Genomic DNA, 16,501 nt, shown 5'->3' with positions numbered 1-16,501 from the left:
TGTAATATGTTAAATATAAATATTGATGGTATTGATGTTCAAGTTGAAGAAAATACCACTGTATTAGAAGCGGCGCATAAAATAGGGATTGATATTCCGACATTGTGCCACGATAAATACCTGAGCGAATTTGGCGGTTGTAGAATGTGCTTAGTTGAGATAGAAGGATCCAGAAAACTTCAAACGTCATGTTCTACTATGGTCAAAGACGGAATGGTTGTTAAGACAGAAACTGATCGTTTAGTAAAAACTAGACAAAATATACTTAAACTTTTGATGATGAATCACCCTAAAGATTGCCTAACTTGTTCAAAAGTTGGTAGTTGTAGATTACAAGATTTGTGCTACAGATATGGTGTTAAAAATCCAGAAGTATTAGGCAAATACGGTAATTACGACATAGAAGTTCAAAATCACGAAGTTGATGATACGAATCCATTGATTTTTAGGGACCAAAACAAATGTATTTTGTGTGGAAAATGCGTCAGAGTTTGTGAAGAAGTTCAATGTACACATACAGTAGATTTTAAAAATAGAGGATTTGATTCTTATATTTCTACAGCTTTTGATCTTCCTTTATCTAAGGAAAATTGTCGTATGTGTGGACAATGCATAAGCGTGTGTCCAACAGGTGCATTAATCAATAAACAATTAAAAGATACAAGACCTTGGGAAGTTGAAAAAGTTAAGACAACTTGTCCATTCTGTGGAACAGGATGTCAATTCAATTTAATTGTAAAAAATGGAAAAGTTCAAGGTGTTGAACCATGTGATGGTTATGTAAATCAAAACGCACTTTGTATCAAAGGTCGTTTCCATACAGATATGATTCACTCGGACGAAAGATTGACTACTCCATTGATTAGAAAAAATGGAGAACTGGTTGAATGTAGTTGGGATGAAGCTATAGGTTATGTTGGAAATAAACTAAGAGATATCAAGATGGAATTTGGTCCAGATTCTATTGCTGGTTTAAGTTCGGCTAGATGTACAAACGAAGATAACTTTGTATTCCAAAAAATGATGAGAGCAGCGATTGGAACAAACAACGTCGATCACTGCGCCAGAACCTGACACGCTCCAACAGTTGCAGGTCTTGCAGCTACATTAGGAAGTGGAGCTATGACAAACTCTATAGAAGAAATTCTGGGTGCAGAATTATTGTTTGTTATAGGTTCTAATGCTACTGAAGCACATCCTATTATTGGTAATAAGATGAAACAAGCAGTTAAAAAAGGAACTAAACTTATAGTTGTAGATCCAAGAAAAACTGGCTTGGCGGAAGAAGCGGATATTTGGTTAAGATTAAATCCAGGTACGGATGTATTCTTATTAAACGCTATGATGAAAGTTATCATAGAAGAAGGATTAGAAGCCAAAGATTATATTGAATCACGTGTTGAAAACTTTGAAGGCTTGAAGAAAACTGTAATGAAGTACGATTTGGATGAAGCTGAAAAAGTTACAGGTGTGGACAAGGAATTAATCAGACAAGCAGCTTTGTTGTACGCAAAGACTGAAAAAGCTGGTATATTTTACACGCTTGGTATCACAGAACACACTCATGGAACAGAAAACGTAATGAGCTTGGCAAATCTAGGAATGTTAACTGGACACGTTGGTATTGAATCTGGAGGAATCAACCCTATCAGAGGACAAAATAACGTACAAGGAGCATGTGATTTAGGAGCATTACCTAACACTTATCCTGCTTATGCAAAAGTTACTGATCCAAAAGCTCGTGAATTTTTCGAAAGCGTATGGAAGACTCCATTGAGTCCAAATCTTGGATACCAAATCCCTGAAATGTTTAATCAAGCAGTGAAGGGAAATGTTAAAGCAATGTATATAATGGGAGAAGATCCTGTTTTATCAGATCCAGATGCAAATCACGTTAAGAGAGCTTTGAACAATTTAGATTTGTTAGTAGTTCAAGATATATTTATGTCTGACACAGCAAAGCTTGCAGATGTTGTATTCCCTGCAACTTGCTACGCAGAAAAAGATGGAACTTTTACAAATACTGAAAGAAGAGTTCAAAGAGTTAGAAAAGCTGTTGCTCCTCCGGGACAAGCTAGAAATGACTGGTCAATTTTATGCGATGTAAGTAAAATCATCAATCCAAATGTATTCTTTGATTATGAAACGAGTGAAGATGTATTTGAAGAAATGAGAGTAACTATGCCAAGTTACAGAGGTATGACTTACGAAAGAATCGACAAAGTTGGATTACAATGGCCATGTCCTACAACATCTCACCCTGGTACAAAATACTTGCACAAAGGAATATTTGCAAGAGGTCAAGGTCAAATGATGGAAATAGAATACAGACCATCAGAAGAATTGCCAGATGAAGATTATCCAATGATTTTAAGTACAGGAAGAATGTTGTATCATTACAATATAACTACGAGATACTCAAAAGATTTGGATGGAGTAAGTCCTTACGAACTTGCAGAAATCAATCCAGTGGATGCAGAAAGATTGGGAGTAAAAGATTTGGATACTATTAGAGTTACATCCAGAAGAGGAAGTATCGTAACTCGTGTTGTAGTAACTGACAGAGTGTTACCTAATATGATATTCATGACATTCCACTACAGAGAATCTCCAGTAAACGAAGTGACATCAAATCACTACGATCCAATTACAGGAACTGGTGAGTATAAAGTGTGTGCAATTCATGTTGAAAAAGTTGATTTGCATCCAGATCATGAGGATACAATTCAAAGATTTGTTAATATGGCAACTTTATTATCAGACGAACACAAAAAAGATAAAAAAGTAATTTAAACAAACAAAAAAAGATCTCAGATTTTTAAAATCTGGGATCTTTTAAATTGCGATTATTTTAAAATATCTTCAATCAATTTTAGCAATTTGTCGTTTGATTGCTCATCCAAAATACAAAATCTAAAAAAGTATTCACTCAAATTATTAAATGATGCACAGTCTCTTATGATAAGAGCATGAGGAATTAATTTTTCTCTTAATTTATGCGCAGTTAATTTTTTGTCCAATATTTCGCATAGTACGAAATTCGATTTTGAAGGATAAACTTTCAAGCAATCTATTTTTTCTAAAGTAGATATCATTTTTTCTTTTTCACTATTAATAAATTCGAACACGTTTTTGTGGTAATAAGTATCCGTGAACATCTCGCCACCAAGAATGTCGCCAAAGATATTTATGTTCCACAAATTAGTGTGTTTATTTATTTCATCGTAAAGTTTTTTATTTCCAGTTATTCCGTAACCCAATCTTATTCCTGCAGCTGCGAAAAACTTCGATGTAGAGCGTATAACAAGCAGATTATCACATTTTTCAGTTAAATTTACTGCTGAATATTTGTCTACATCTGAAAACTCAACATAAGTTTCATCTATCATAAAATAGCAATTGCTTGATTTGATGAGTTCTTCAAGTTTTCTGTTTTCAATAGCGTATCCTGTTGGATTGTTAGGATTGGTTAATATTACAAGACTTACGTCATTTTCTTTTATCATTCTCGATAATTTCTCACAATCTATCGCAAAATCATTTGATTTATCCAAATCGTAAGAAATTATATTGGAGTTGATTTTGTTGAGTTCTCTTTCGTACTCAGAATAACTAGGGTTGAATATTATTGCATTTTTTGGATTGATTAGAGATATAAATGATGAAATCAAATTAGTGCTACCCGATGTAAGCAAGATTTTGTCTCTTGATACATTGGTGTATTTTTCAATAGATGATAATAATTGATCGTAATTTGGGTCAGGGTACACTCCGACTTTATTAAGATTATTTTCAAGCTTAGTCATCGCTTTAGGACTTGGCCCCAAAGGATTGACGTTTGAACTGAAATCCTTGATTTCATCTATATTAAATCCGTATTCTTTTTGAATTTCAAAAAGATTTGCTCCATGAGATGATTTCATTTTTTCTCCTTATAAAATATTAATACCTCTTGTTTTATCTAACAAAATTGAGATAGATTCTTCTCTGTTGATGTGGTGAATAAATTCACTCATCAATTCGCTCATATCTACAGCGTGGAACCATTCTTTGTTTTTGATTGACTCTGGTACGTATGTTAAGTTTGTAGAATAAACTCCGTCGATGTAGCCTTCTTTATTCATTTGATCGAATTTGTCAGGACCTTCAGTAAATAGTGCGAAACTTACTGCGCAGAATATTCTGTTTGCTTTTTGTTTTTTCAATTGTTTTGCAATATCAATAACAGATCCACCTGAGGCAATCATATCGTCTACGATTAATATGTCTTTGCCTTCTACTTCACGTCCGATGTATTTGTGTTCAATAATAGGGTTCTTGCCATCGACTACTTTAGTGTAATCACGTCTTTTGTAGAATAATCCTATGTCTTGTTTTAAAATATTAGAATAATAAATTGCTCTATCCATTGCACCGGTATCCGGTGAAATAATAATCATATTTTTCTTGTCTAATTCATCAGTAGTAATATTTTCTTTTTCTAAGAAGTGAGTAACTATTTCTGCTGTAGGATAGATATTTTCAAATGTCATCAATGGGATTGCGTTTTGTACGTTTGGATCGTGTACATCAAATGTGTAAATTCCATCTACTCCCATGTCTTCTAATTCTTGAAGTGCCATTGCACAATCAAGTGATTCTCTGGATTTACGTCTGTGTTGACGTGATGAATATAAAAGAGGCATCATTACATTGATACGAGAAGCCTTTCCATTAATTGCGGAGATAACTCTTTTGATATCTTGGAAGTGTTCATCTGGACCGATTATAGTTTGTTCGCCGAACATATTGTACTTTAATCCATAATTTCCAACGTCTGAGATGATTAAAATATCACGACCTCTAACTGATTCATCGATTGTAACTTTTCCTTCACCGTTACTAAATCTGGATTCTGTTATCTTTAACAAATAACTCTCTGTTGCACCGTTTTTTTTCATTAAAAGTTCGTCAACTTCTTTTGCCAAACCTTCAATGTTCTTCATTGCTATGATTCCAAGTTCTCCGTATGGAAACTCTTCAAATTTTGATTCTGACATAAGTCCTCCTTAAATACTACATTATATATAAAGAATATCACAAAAAATTTACGTATTCAAATTTAAATAACACAAACTATTTGATATAATCGGATAGGAAAGGTGTTTAATAATTTATGGAAAATAATGATGAAAAATTCATGATGAAAGCTATAGAACAAGCGAAGATTGCTTATGATATGGATGAAGTTCCTGTAGGATGTGTTATTGTAAAAGATGATGAAGTAATTGCTCAGGCTTATAACAGTGTGGAAAAAGACAATAATGCGACAATGCATGCAGAACTAAAAGCTATCAATCAAGCGACAGAAGTTATTGGAAATTTTAGGCTTGACGATTGCACTATGTATGTGACATTGGAGCCTTGCGTGATGTGCACAGGTGCTTTGGTGTATTCAAGAATACCAAAAGTTGTGTTCGGAGCTTTTGATAAAAAAAGAGGAGCTTGTGGGTCTTTGATTTCATTAAATGATTACGAAGGACTCAATCATAAAATAGAAGTAAAAAGTATTATGGAAAAAGAGTGTGTCGATTTGATGCAGAGTTTTTTCAGGAGGATTCGTGAAAAAAATAGAAATAAATAGATTAAGTGATTATTTGAAAAAAACATACGGCACGAAAGTTTACAAATTACCGTTAGATGGTGGATTCAGTTGTCCTAATAGAAAAAATTCTAAAGGTTGTATTTTTTGTTCTGAAAGTGGTTCTGGTGAATTTACTTTTAATGAGTATTCAATCAAAGATCAGGTCGAATTGCAAATTAAAAGATTATCCGAAAAGAAAAAAGCAGATAAATTCATTGCGTATTTTCAATCGTTCACCAATACTTACAAGCCAGTAAATGAACTTAGGGAAATTTACTCAGATGCTATTGATAACGAAAATGTGCTGGTGCTTGATATAGCCACCAGAGGAGACTGCTTAGATGATGAGAAGATAAAACTTTTGAGTGATGTAAACAAACAGGTAGATGTGTGGGTTGAAATGGGACTTCAATCCACTAAAAAATCTACGATAGAATTAATCAATCGTGCTTATAGCAATGATATTTATTTTGATATGGCAAAAAAACTTATGGATAATGACATTAAAGTAATCTCGCATGTAATTGCAGGCCTTCCCTATGAAAGTGAGGATGATTTTTTGGAAAGTGTGTATCAAACGCAAATGCATGATATTTGGGGAATCAAAATTCATTCATTATATATACAAACAGATTCAAGGTTGTACGATTATTATCTAAAAAATAAATTTAAAATTTTGACGATGGATGAATACACTGATTGGGTTGTAGATAGTTTCAAAATTTTAAATGAGGATACAGTTGTGCACCGAATGACAGGAGATGCTTACAAGCCAAAACTTTATCTTCCTAAATGGTCTTGTGATAAATTGAAAGTAATTTCTGAGATAAATAGTAAAATTAAAACATACAATACATAAAAAAATTTATTGAAGTTTTTGTGCGTTTGAAATATACTAACTTAGTATAGGAATATGGAGGGAATAACAAAAATGAAAATCCACATGGGGTTAGATGTAGGGTCAACTACTGTCAAACTTGTCATTATAAATGAAAACTACGAAATTTTATTCCAAGAATATACTAGACATCGTTCTGACATAGAAGAAACTACCAAAAATGTTCTTAAACAAGCATACGATTCACATCCAGAGTTCAAAAACAGCGATTGTACAATTATGGTCACTGGAAGTGGCGGAATGTATGTTGAAGATAATCTAAATATCGAATTTATACAAGAAGTTGTGGCTGGAACTACAGCTATTAAAAAATATATCCCTAATGCCGATGTGTGTATTGAGCTTGGGGGAGAAGACAGTAAGATAACTTATTTAAAAGGAAACGTAGAACAAAGAATGAATTCCATCTGCGCAGGTGGAACTGGAGCATTCATAGACCAAATGGCAGCTTTGTTAAAGACAGATGCATCTGGTCTTAACGAATTAGCCAAAGATTACAAGAAAATATTTTCGATTGCAAGTAGATGCGGAGTATATGCAAAAACTGACATTCAAGCTTTGATCAACCAAGGCGCAACAAAAGAAGACATGGCAGTTAGTGTATTCCAATCTGTTGTCAATCAAACAATATCAAATCTTGCTTGTGGCAGACCTATTGAAGGAAATATTGTATTTTTAGGTGGACCACTTTATTTCTTATCAGAATTAAGAAATAGATTCATCACAACACTAGATGATGGTGTGAACACATTCTACAGTCCTGAAAATGCTCAAGTATTTGTGGCATTGGGAGCAGCTATTGCATCAATGGATGAAGAGTCTGTAAAATACGAGGATTTGTTGAACAGATCTTATGACAAAAAACAAGAAATTAGTGATGAGTTAATACTTGAGCCGTTATTTAAAAATGAGAAAGAAAAAGAAGAATTTTACGAAAATCACAAGAAATCAAACGTGAAATTCAAAAATCTTGACGAAGTACAAGGAAACTTGTATTTGGGGATTGATGCGGGCTCAACTACTAGTAAAATTGTAGTAATTGATGAAGATTGCAACATTGTTTACGATTTTTATGCGAATAACCAAGGAAATCCACTTGATTTAGTTAAGGAACAATTATCTGTAATTTATTCTAAACTAAATGATAACCAAAAAATTGCAAGTAGTGGGATAACAGGTTATGGTGAAGATTTTATAAAACAAGCTTTGTCGGTCGATTTTGGTGAAGTAGAGACAATAGCGCATTTGACTGCTGCAAGATATTTTGATCCAGATGTTGATTTTGTTTTGGATATTGGCGGTCAAGACATGAAAGCTATGCATGTAAATGATGGAATAATTGATTCTATTCAATTAAATGAAGCGTGTTCTTCTGGTTGCGGATCATTTATTGAAACATTTGCTCACAGTTTGAATTTATCCGTACAAGAATTTCAACAAAAAGCACTTGAATCAAATAATCCTGTGGATTTAGGTTCAAGATGTACAGTTTTTATGAATTCGAAAGTGAAACAAGCACAAAAAGAAGGCGCCAGTGTCAGTGATATTGCAGCGGGTTTATGTTATTCAGTAATCAAAAACGCAATCCAAAAAGTTATTAAACTTAGAGATCCATCAAAATTAGGTGAACATATCGTAGTTCAAGGTGGTACATTCTACGGGGATGCGATACTAAGAGCGTTCGAAAAAATTACAGGTAAAGTTCCTACAAGGCCAAATATTTCGGGACTTATGGGAGCTATGGGAATGGCTTTGATTGCAAAAGAAAAATCAACAGGATATTCTACGATTTTATCTGAGGATGAACTTGAAAAATTTGAATATACTCAAGAACAAGCAGAATGTAAATATTGTTCTAACCATTGCAAATTGACGATAAATAAATTTGCAAATGGCAAAAAGTTTGTTACTGGAAATAGATGCGAAAGAGGAGCTGGAATTAGTCTGGATAAAAAAGACAAGCTTCCAAATATGTACGATTATAAAAACAAGAGATTATTTGGATATAAGAGCATTCCAGAAGATAAAGCAAGAGCGACTGTAGGAATTCCTAGAGTGTTGAATATGTACGAAAATTATCCGTTCTGGCATACATTCTTCACGAATTTAGGATACAGAGTTGTATTGTCTTCTAAATCATCAAGAAAAATTTACGAAAAAGGAATTTCTTCTATTACAAGTGAAACATGTTGCTATCCAGCAAAATTAGTTCACGGTCACATAGAAGATTTGTTAGAAAAAAATGTCTATATGATATTCTATCCTTCGGTATTTTTTGAAAAACAAGAATACGATAAGGCGAATAATCACATTAACTGTCCAGTAGTTACTGGATATCCGGAAGTTATTAAAAATAATGTCGATGGATTGAAAAACACGAAGTATTTCAACCCATTTATTTCATTCCAAGATAAAAATAAATTAAAAACAAGGCTTATCGACGAATTAAAAGAGCTAGGACTTTCTGATAAGGACATTTCAAACAGCGTTGATAGAGCGTGGGATGAACTTGAAAAATACAGAAAAGATGTAAAGGTTGAAGGGAAGAAAGCTTTATCCAAGATTCGTGAAATGGGCAAAAAAGCAATTGTGTTAGCTGGTAGACCTTATCACGTTGATTCAGAAATAAATCATGGAATTCCTGAACTGATTACTTCATTAGGTCTTGGAGTTTTATCAGAAGATTCTATAATTGATTATGATGATGACGTTGATAGCGATTTGAGAGTATTGGATCAATGGGTATATCACTCTAGACTTTACAGAGCAGCAGAAATTGTTGGAAACAGTGAAGATTTGGAAATGGTTCAACTTAATTCATTCGGTTGTGGAATTGATGCTGTAACTACAGATCAAGTTAATGAAATATTGTCTGCTAAAGGAAAAATCTACACTGTATTAAAAATCGATGAAATTAGTAACTTAGGTGCCGTTAAAATCAGAATAAGATCATTGATACAAGCGCTTGAAAAGAAAAACTTCGTTCCAAATGTGAAAAAATCATATCACGTTGAAAAAGTTGAATTCACTAAGAAAATGAAAGAAGAATACACAATCCTAGCACCGCAAATGGCGCCGGATCACTTTGAAATAATGGAATCTTTATTCAAAGATAATGGCTATAAAGTGGAATTTTTGAAAGATGTTAATTCAAAAGTAATCGACGAGGGATTAAAATATGTAAACAACGACGCTTGTTATCCATCTATAACTGTTGTTGGACAAATGATGGAAGCTATAAATTCTGGTAGATATGACACTGACAAACTAGCTTTGTTAATGAGTCAAACTGGTGGAGCATGCAGAGCAAGTAACTATGTTGGTTTCATAAGAAAAGCATTAAAAGAAGCAGGATATGAAAATATTCCTGTAATTGCTATTTCTTGGCAAAATATCGAAACAAACGAAGGCTTTAACCTTTCTCCATTAGTATTACAAAAAATGATAGTTGCAGTATTATATGGGGACTTGATAATGAGATTATCAAACTTCACAAGAGCCTACGAAAAGGAAAAAGAAACTGATACTTTAAAACAAAAATGGATTGAAGAATGTCAAAAGAGAGTTTTGAAATCAAGTTCAAAACTATTTAGACAAACTGTCGATGAAATTATTGAAGATTTTTCAAAAATAGAATTATTAGATATACAAAAACCAAAAGTTGGTATTGTAGGAGAAATTCTCGTAAAATATCTTCCTCAAGCCAATAATAATTTGCAAGATTTATTGGAAAAAGAAGGCTGCGAAGTAGTAATGCCTGATTTGACAGATTTTGTACTTTATTGCTTGAGAAATGAATACCATAAGGGAAACTTCTTATCCAAATCAAAGTTCACAGGATTCATGTGCAATATGGGAGTAAATTTGATTGAACATTACAGAAAATACATCAGAAACCAATTAATCAAATCGAAGTTTACTCATCCACTTAAGATACAAGAACTGGAAGATTACGCACAAGAAGTTGTATCGCTAGGAAATCAATATGGTGAAGGATGGTTGTTAACTGCAGAAATGATAGAATTAATTCATATAAACGCTAACAACATTGTATGTATCCAACCATTTGGTTGCCTTCCTAACCATATCACAGGAAAAGGAGTCATTAAGAGAATTAGACAATTATATCCACAAGCAAACATAATTCCAATTGACTACGATCCTGGCGCAAGTGAAGTAAACCAAATTAATAGAATTAAACTTATGCTTTCACAAGCAAAGGAGAAAATTAATAATTAAAACTTACAAAAAATCAAATTTAATGTAAATTTTCATTGTTTTTGATATAATTAAATAAGTGTTAAGCCAAAGCACCGGTGAATCCGAGTGCTTTGTTCATTAAGAAAGTAATTGGAGGAAAGAATGAAAAAAAGAGCTGTTATTGTCTTTTTTATTTCGCTAGCACTATTTTTGGGAGTGTATTTTGGTGCTGGTAAATTTTTGGGAAGCTTAAAAACAACTGGCTCTGATATTAAAGGCGATGAATTAGGAAAAAATAACGTAATTGAACAAAATATACCGGATGAATTTTTGTTTGTCCTATTAGGAATTGACAAGGAAGTAAGTACAACAGATCATCAAAGATCTGATACTATAATGGTTTGCAAAGTTAACTTTAATTCTGGTAATGTGGACATACTGTCTGTGCCAAGAGATACTCAGATTAGATTGAATGGAAATATCCACAAAGTAAATGCTGCCCATGCTTATGAAGGAGCGAAGGGATCTTTAAAAGCGTTGAGAGATTTATTGGGAATAGATTTGGATTATTACGTTGAAGTTGATTTTGATAGTGTAGAACACATCGTAGATGCTATGGGTGGAGTTGAAGTTGATTCACCAGTGGAAATTAATCTTCCTACAATAAATATGCATATTCCAAAAGGAAAATCCAAATTAAATGGCCCTGAAGCATTACAGTATGTAAGAGCACGTCATCCATTCGGCGGATCTGATGACGCTAGAATTGAAAATCAACACTATTTTATAAAAACATTGATGGATCAATTATTGAGTCCTGCAAATATTACAAAAATGCCAAAGATGGTTGAAATATTCAAAAGAGATGTAAAGACAAATATTCCATTGGGAGATATGACGGCTTATCTTACAAAACTTCCTAACTTTTCATCTAGTAAAATACATAGCTATATACTACCTGGAGATTACAAAGACGATGGAATTAGTTGGTATATGGCTGATGAAGAACAATTACCAGAAATTGTAGACAGGTTATTTGCTGAATACAAACTGGATGATCAAACCACTAATGATAATGACAGAAAAGAAGATGAGGAAGAATCTCAAAATAATTAGCGGTTTTGTTTTTGGGAGGTATTTTTGTGGAAAGAAAGCAAGAACACATTGAAAATTATTTAAAATCAGAATACAGGGGCAATAACTTATTTGATTGTGTGTATTTGGAGCATACATCACTACCTGAAATAGATTTGAATGATGTCGATTTGTCGATGGAATTTAACGGCAAGAAAATTGACTATCCTTTCATGATAAACGCCATGACTGGGGGCGGAGATTCCTGCTGTGACATCAATGAGGATTTGGCTAGATTGTGTAAGACATTCAACATTCCAATGGCTGTTGGTAGTCAAAAAATAGCTCTTGTTGAACCAGAAGCGATTGAAAGTTTCGAACTTGTACGAGAAAATTTGATAAAAAATGAAAATATCGTAATAGGAAATCTTTCTGCAAGAGAAAGCTTGGAATCAGTTAAAAAAGCAATTGAAATGATAGATTCTGATATGTTTGGCCTTCACTTAAATCCAATTCAGGAATTGATTATGGAAGAAGGAGACAGAGAATTTTCTGGAATTAAAGATAACATTAAAAATATAGTAGAAAATGTAGATGTACCTATAATCGTAAAAGAAGTAGGTTACGGAATGAACAAAAAAACAATCTATGATTTATACAATTTGGGTGTTAGATACATTGATATTGCTGGTTTTGGTGGAACAAATTTTTCTGAAATAGAAGATAATAGAAGATTCGATATGGAATTTTCTGAATTTTACTGTTGGGGAATTCCTACGGCGAAGATTTTATTGGACATGCAAGATAAACCTGACGATTTGTTTTTGATTGCAAGTGGTGGGATAAAAACATCAATTGATATCGTAAAAGCATTAGTCCTTGGTGCAGATATGACAGCGATGAGTGGCGAAGTATTATCTTATTTAATGCATGGTGGTTATGAATTTGCTAAGGAATTTTTGGATAGCTTGATTTATAAATTAAAAATGCTTATGGTAATGCTCGGAGCAAAAAACATCAATGAGCTTAAAAATGTGGACTACAAAATATTTGGAAAATTAAAAGAAATTACAGAATAAAAAAAGTCATACAAATTTGATTTTAATATCAAATTTGTGTGACTTTTTTAAATGTATTTTTCTATTCTTTTTGTTACGAAACTAAAAACCAATGCTTTTAGCATATCTCCAGGTAAGAAAACTATCATACCAGTAAACAATAATTTCCACAAATCAAATTGTTTGTTGGATAATTTGAAAAATATTCCCATGTATGCGACACCAAAAGCATAAATTATAATTGATGACACCATGAACATAATAAAAAGATTTATCTTAGATAAGTTTCGTTTTTTGTATTTAACATAAAAAGTTTGTGCTAAAAAGCCAAGTATATAACCAAAGCTTGGTGAGAATATTGCCTGCATTCCACCTTTTCCTCCAGCAAAAACAGGAAGACCTATAAGACCAAGTATAATATATAATAAAACTGACATATTTGCGTATTTTTTACTTAAATAATATCCAGATGATATTGCGAACAAACTTTGTAGTGATATAGGAACTGGAAATAGAGGGATAATTATATATGATCCAATTATTATTAGAGCGCTAAATAAAGCGATTTTTATAAGTTCTTTTGTATTTGATTTATTAGTCATCTTGCTTTTCTCTCATGTCTTGTCTGTAATTTGCCATTACTTCGTGGAAAATTTCTGCTGATGTTGGTGGAGTATAACTTAAAGCATTTGCTCCAGCATTGATCGTATCGATAACATTTTGCTCATTATCACCGCCTGTTGCAATTATTGGAAATTCATATCCAACTTTTTTCCTGATTTCTTCAACTAAAAATGCAGTTTTCTTTCCACCAGATACATTTAAAATATCTGCACCAGAATTGATTTTTCCTTCGATATCATCATATGCAGATACTATTGTAGCGACGATAGGTATGTCTAAAACTTTTTTCATCTGAACAATAGTTTCGTTTTTCATTGGGGCATTTACGATTACTCCGTAAGCTCCTAACATCTCTGCTTGTAATGCCATATTTACACTTCTAATTCCAGATGTAATTCCACCGCCTACTCCAGCAAAAACTGGAAGACTTGAAGACATTATAATAGCATTTGTGATTGATAATGTTGGGGTGAAAGGATATACTGCCATTATTGCGTGGCCATTTGTATTATTAATTATTGCAATGTCTGTTGTGAAGACAAGAGTTTTTATTCTTTTACCTAAAACTGTTATGCCAGATGCTTTGTACATAGCTTCTGGAATATGTACCATTCTGTGTCTCAAATTAGATTTTACTTCTGGTATAAATTTCTTTTCCATAAGATGCCTCCTTAAAATGAATTTCATATTTATATTATAATAGATAAAGCCATTCTAGCAAATCAAAAAAACTAAAAAATATTTTGGAGAATTGTTGTAATTCTTAGAAGATTATGGTAATATATATAGGTAAATCCTTGCTCCGGATAGGGGCCAAATAGACCACAAGGAGGTGTCATATGAATAAATATGAATTAGTGCTAATCTTTAAGCCAGAATTATCAGAAGAAGACAGAAATACTGTATTCTCAAGAATTCAACAAGTAATTGACGAAAATGGTAAACTTGAAGAAGTTCACGATTGGGGAAAAAGAAAATTAGCTTATGAAATTAACTACATTAAAGAAGGATACTATTATATTGTAAACTTCGATTTAGATCCACAATTTGTTAAGGAAATCGAAAGAAGATGTAGATTATTCGACCAAATCATTAGATACATGGTTGTTAGAGTAGACGAACAATAATCGTAAGAGGAGGAAATGTTTTGAATAATGTTAGTTTGATGGGTAGATTGACAAGAGACCCTGAAGTGAGATATTCAGCGAATACTCAATTAGCTAACGCTAGATTTAGTGTTGCTGTAGATAGAAGATTATCTAAAGAAAAAAGAATGGAAGCTGAAAACAACAATCAACCAACTGCGGATTTTATCAATTGCGTTGCTTTTGGAAGGACTGCAGAAGTTATTGGACAATATTTCCACAAAGGAAATAGAATTGCGATTACAGGTCACATTCAAACGGGATCTTATGAAAACCAACAAGGACAAAGAATTTATACAACTGATGTAATTGTCGATCAATTTGATTTTGTTGAATCAAGTAATTCACAACCAAATTCAGGTAACTATCAAGGTTACAACAATAACCAATCATTCAACAATAATTCTTTCCAAAACAATAATTTCCAAAATTCAAACGATATTCATAAGAGTAATGACGATTTCGGAATGGGAGACAATGCAGTTCCGACTGATATTGACGAACTTCCATTCTAATAGTAGGAGGTTTTAAAGATATGCAAAGAAGATTTAGACCTAGAAAAAAGATAGATCCATTCCAAAAGGATAAAACAAAAGTTATTGATTATAAAGATGTAAATATGCTTAAAAACTATATCAGCGAAAGAGGTAAGATTTTACCAAGAAGAGTAACTGGATTAAACGCAAAACATCAAAGACAAATAACTGATGCTATCAAAAAAGCTAGACAAGTTGCACTATTACCATACAGTGCTGAATAAGAAAAAATTAAGCTACCTTGATGGTAGCTTTTTTTACATATAAGGAGATATAAATGAGTTTAAAAATCGAAAAAACAACAACACCAAAACAAAAATACTCTAATAGTGAAGAATTGGGATTTGGAAAAATATTTACAGATCATATGTTAGTAATAGATTATGACAAAGAAAATGGTTGGCACGATGAAAGGATAATTCCATATCAAAATATTTGTCTTGATCCTTCTTCTATGGTTTTTCATTACGGACAAACTGTTTTTGAAGGGATGAAAGCTTATAAAAATGACGACAAAGTATATTTGTTTAGACCATTAGAAAATTTAAAAAGATTAAATAAAAGCAATGATAGATTGTGTATTCCACAAATCGATGAAGAAAAAGTTTTGGAATATTTATACGAATTTGTCGATTTGGAAAGAGATTGGATACCTGAAGAAGAAGGTTGCTCATTGTATATCAGACCTTTTATCATTGCAACTGATGCACAATTAGGAGTAAAAGTTAGTAATGAATATAAACTTATCATAATAGCTTCTCCAAGCGGATCTTATTACAAAAATGGTTTGAGCCCCGTTAGTATTTATGTAGAAAAAGATTATGTAAGAGCTGTAAGAGGCGGAATGGGAATGGCAAAAACTGGTGGAAATTATGCAGCTAGCATGAAAAGCCAAGATATTGCTCACGACAGAGGTTATTCACAAGTTTTATGGCTAGACGGTGTGGAAAGAAAATACATCGAAGAAGTAGGTGCGATGAATATATTCTTTGTGCTAAAAGACAAAGTTATAACGCCAATGATTAATGGAAGTATTTTGGAAGGAATAACTAGAAAATCTGTTATCGAATTACTAAGATACGAAGGTATGGAAGTTTCAGAAGAAAGAATTTCCATTGACGATATCGTAGATTATTACAAAAATGGAGAGCTTCTAGAAATATTTGGAACCGGAACTGCAGCTGTTATCAGTCCAGTTGGAAAGCTATTGTATGATGAATATGAAATGATTATTAACGATGGTCAAATTGGAAAAACTAGCCTTCACGTTTATGAAACATTAACTAATTTACAATTTGGAAAGATTGAAGATAACTTTAATTGGAGAGTTGAGATTTAAACGT

At 32.6% G+C, this 16,501-nt stretch carries 13 protein-coding genes and 1 pseudogene; 10 read left to right on the top strand and 4 right to left on the bottom strand.

Annotated features, from left to right (window positions below):
• Window positions 1–6: 6 nt before the first annotated feature.
• A pseudogene (gene fdhF / locus GKG00_RS00300) lies at window positions 7–2,697 on the top strand (formate dehydrogenase subunit alpha); the annotation flags it as partial.
• 149 nt (window positions 2,698–2,846) lie between these two features.
• On the opposite strand, the gene GKG00_RS00295 reads toward fdhF, so the two are convergent.
• Both GKG00_RS00295 and GKG00_RS00290 read right to left on the bottom strand, forming a co-directional pair.
• Window positions 2,847–3,923 carry a histidinol-phosphate transaminase gene (locus GKG00_RS00295; RefSeq protein ID WP_154253618.1) on the bottom strand — a complete coding sequence of 359 codons (1,077 nt, stop codon included), beginning with the start codon at window positions 3,921–3,923 and terminating at the stop codon, window positions 2,847–2,849.
• 9 nt (window positions 3,924–3,932) lie between these two features.
• Window positions 3,933–5,039 (bottom strand): ribose-phosphate pyrophosphokinase, encoded by a 1,107-nt coding sequence (locus GKG00_RS00290; protein ID WP_094207395.1) that lies wholly within the window; start codon window positions 5,037–5,039, stop codon window positions 3,933–3,935.
• Between the two features lie 116 nt (window positions 5,040–5,155).
• On the opposite strand from GKG00_RS00290, the gene tadA reads away from it, so the two are divergent.
• The 5 genes from tadA (at window position 5,156) to fni (ending at window position 12,874) form a co-directional block, all read left to right on the top strand.
• Window positions 5,156–5,623, top strand: a complete 468-nt coding sequence (gene tadA, locus GKG00_RS00285; RefSeq protein WP_154253617.1) for a tRNA adenosine(34) deaminase TadA — start codon at window positions 5,156–5,158, stop codon at window positions 5,621–5,623.
• Entirely contained in the window at window positions 5,601–6,482 is an 882-nt protein-coding gene (locus tag GKG00_RS00280) for a TIGR01212 family radical SAM protein (protein ID WP_346962819.1), read from the top strand. The genes tadA and GKG00_RS00280 overlap by 23 nt, the downstream gene beginning before the upstream one ends.
• Window positions 6,483–6,554: 72 nt before the next feature.
• Window positions 6,555–10,760 carry an acyl-CoA dehydratase activase-related protein gene (locus tag GKG00_RS00275; protein ID WP_154253616.1) on the top strand — a complete coding sequence of 1,402 codons (4,206 nt, stop codon included), beginning with the start codon at window positions 6,555–6,557 and terminating at the stop codon, window positions 10,758–10,760.
• A gap of 123 nt (window positions 10,761–10,883) precedes the next feature.
• Window positions 10,884–11,837, top strand: coding sequence for an LCP family protein (locus tag GKG00_RS00270; protein ID WP_154253615.1), 954 nt, complete (start codon window positions 10,884–10,886; stop codon window positions 11,835–11,837).
• 26 nt (window positions 11,838–11,863) lie between these two features.
• A complete protein-coding gene (fni, locus tag GKG00_RS00265; protein WP_346962818.1) occupies window positions 11,864–12,874 on the top strand; it encodes a type 2 isopentenyl-diphosphate Delta-isomerase in 1,011 nt (336 codons plus the stop codon).
• 47 nt (window positions 12,875–12,921) lie between these two features.
• On the opposite strand, the gene GKG00_RS00260 is transcribed toward fni, so the two are convergent.
• Window positions 12,922–13,455, bottom strand: a complete 534-nt coding sequence (locus tag GKG00_RS00260; RefSeq protein WP_094224932.1) for a biotin transporter BioY — start codon at window positions 13,453–13,455, stop codon at window positions 12,922–12,924.
• On the bottom strand, window positions 13,448–14,137 hold the full coding sequence (locus GKG00_RS00255; protein ID WP_094224931.1) for a hydrolase: 690 nt from the start codon (window positions 14,135–14,137) through the stop codon (window positions 13,448–13,450). The genes GKG00_RS00260 and GKG00_RS00255 overlap by 8 nt, the downstream gene beginning before the upstream one ends.
• Window positions 14,138–14,316: 179 nt before the next feature.
• On the opposite strand from GKG00_RS00255, the gene rpsF reads away from it, so the two are divergent.
• From rpsF to GKG00_RS00235, 4 genes are read left to right on the top strand one after another with little or no spacing between them, the layout of a single operon-like run.
• Window positions 14,317–14,604 carry a 30S ribosomal protein S6 gene (rpsF, locus tag GKG00_RS00250; RefSeq protein ID WP_002835043.1) on the top strand — a complete coding sequence of 96 codons (288 nt, stop codon included), beginning with the start codon at window positions 14,317–14,319 and terminating at the stop codon, window positions 14,602–14,604.
• A gap of 20 nt (window positions 14,605–14,624) precedes the next feature.
• A complete protein-coding gene (locus GKG00_RS00245) occupies window positions 14,625–15,137 on the top strand; it encodes a single-stranded DNA-binding protein (RefSeq protein ID WP_002835042.1) in 513 nt (170 codons plus the stop codon).
• Window positions 15,138–15,157: 20 nt separating this feature from the next.
• Entirely contained in the window at window positions 15,158–15,382 is a 225-nt protein-coding gene (gene rpsR, locus GKG00_RS00240) for a 30S ribosomal protein S18 (protein ID WP_002835041.1), read from the top strand.
• 53 nt (window positions 15,383–15,435) lie between these two features.
• Window positions 15,436–16,497, top strand: coding sequence for a branched-chain amino acid aminotransferase (locus tag GKG00_RS00235; protein ID WP_154253613.1), 1,062 nt, complete (start codon window positions 15,436–15,438; stop codon window positions 16,495–16,497).
• Window positions 16,498–16,501: the final 4 nt, after the last annotated feature.

The organism is Finegoldia sp. BIOML-A1, from assembly GCF_009678325.1.
Taxonomy (GTDB): domain Bacteria; phylum Bacillota; class Clostridia; order Tissierellales; family Peptoniphilaceae; genus Finegoldia; species Finegoldia magna.
The sequence above is the reverse complement of the archived record's forward strand: the minus strand, read 5'-3'. Positions and strand labels throughout refer to the sequence as shown.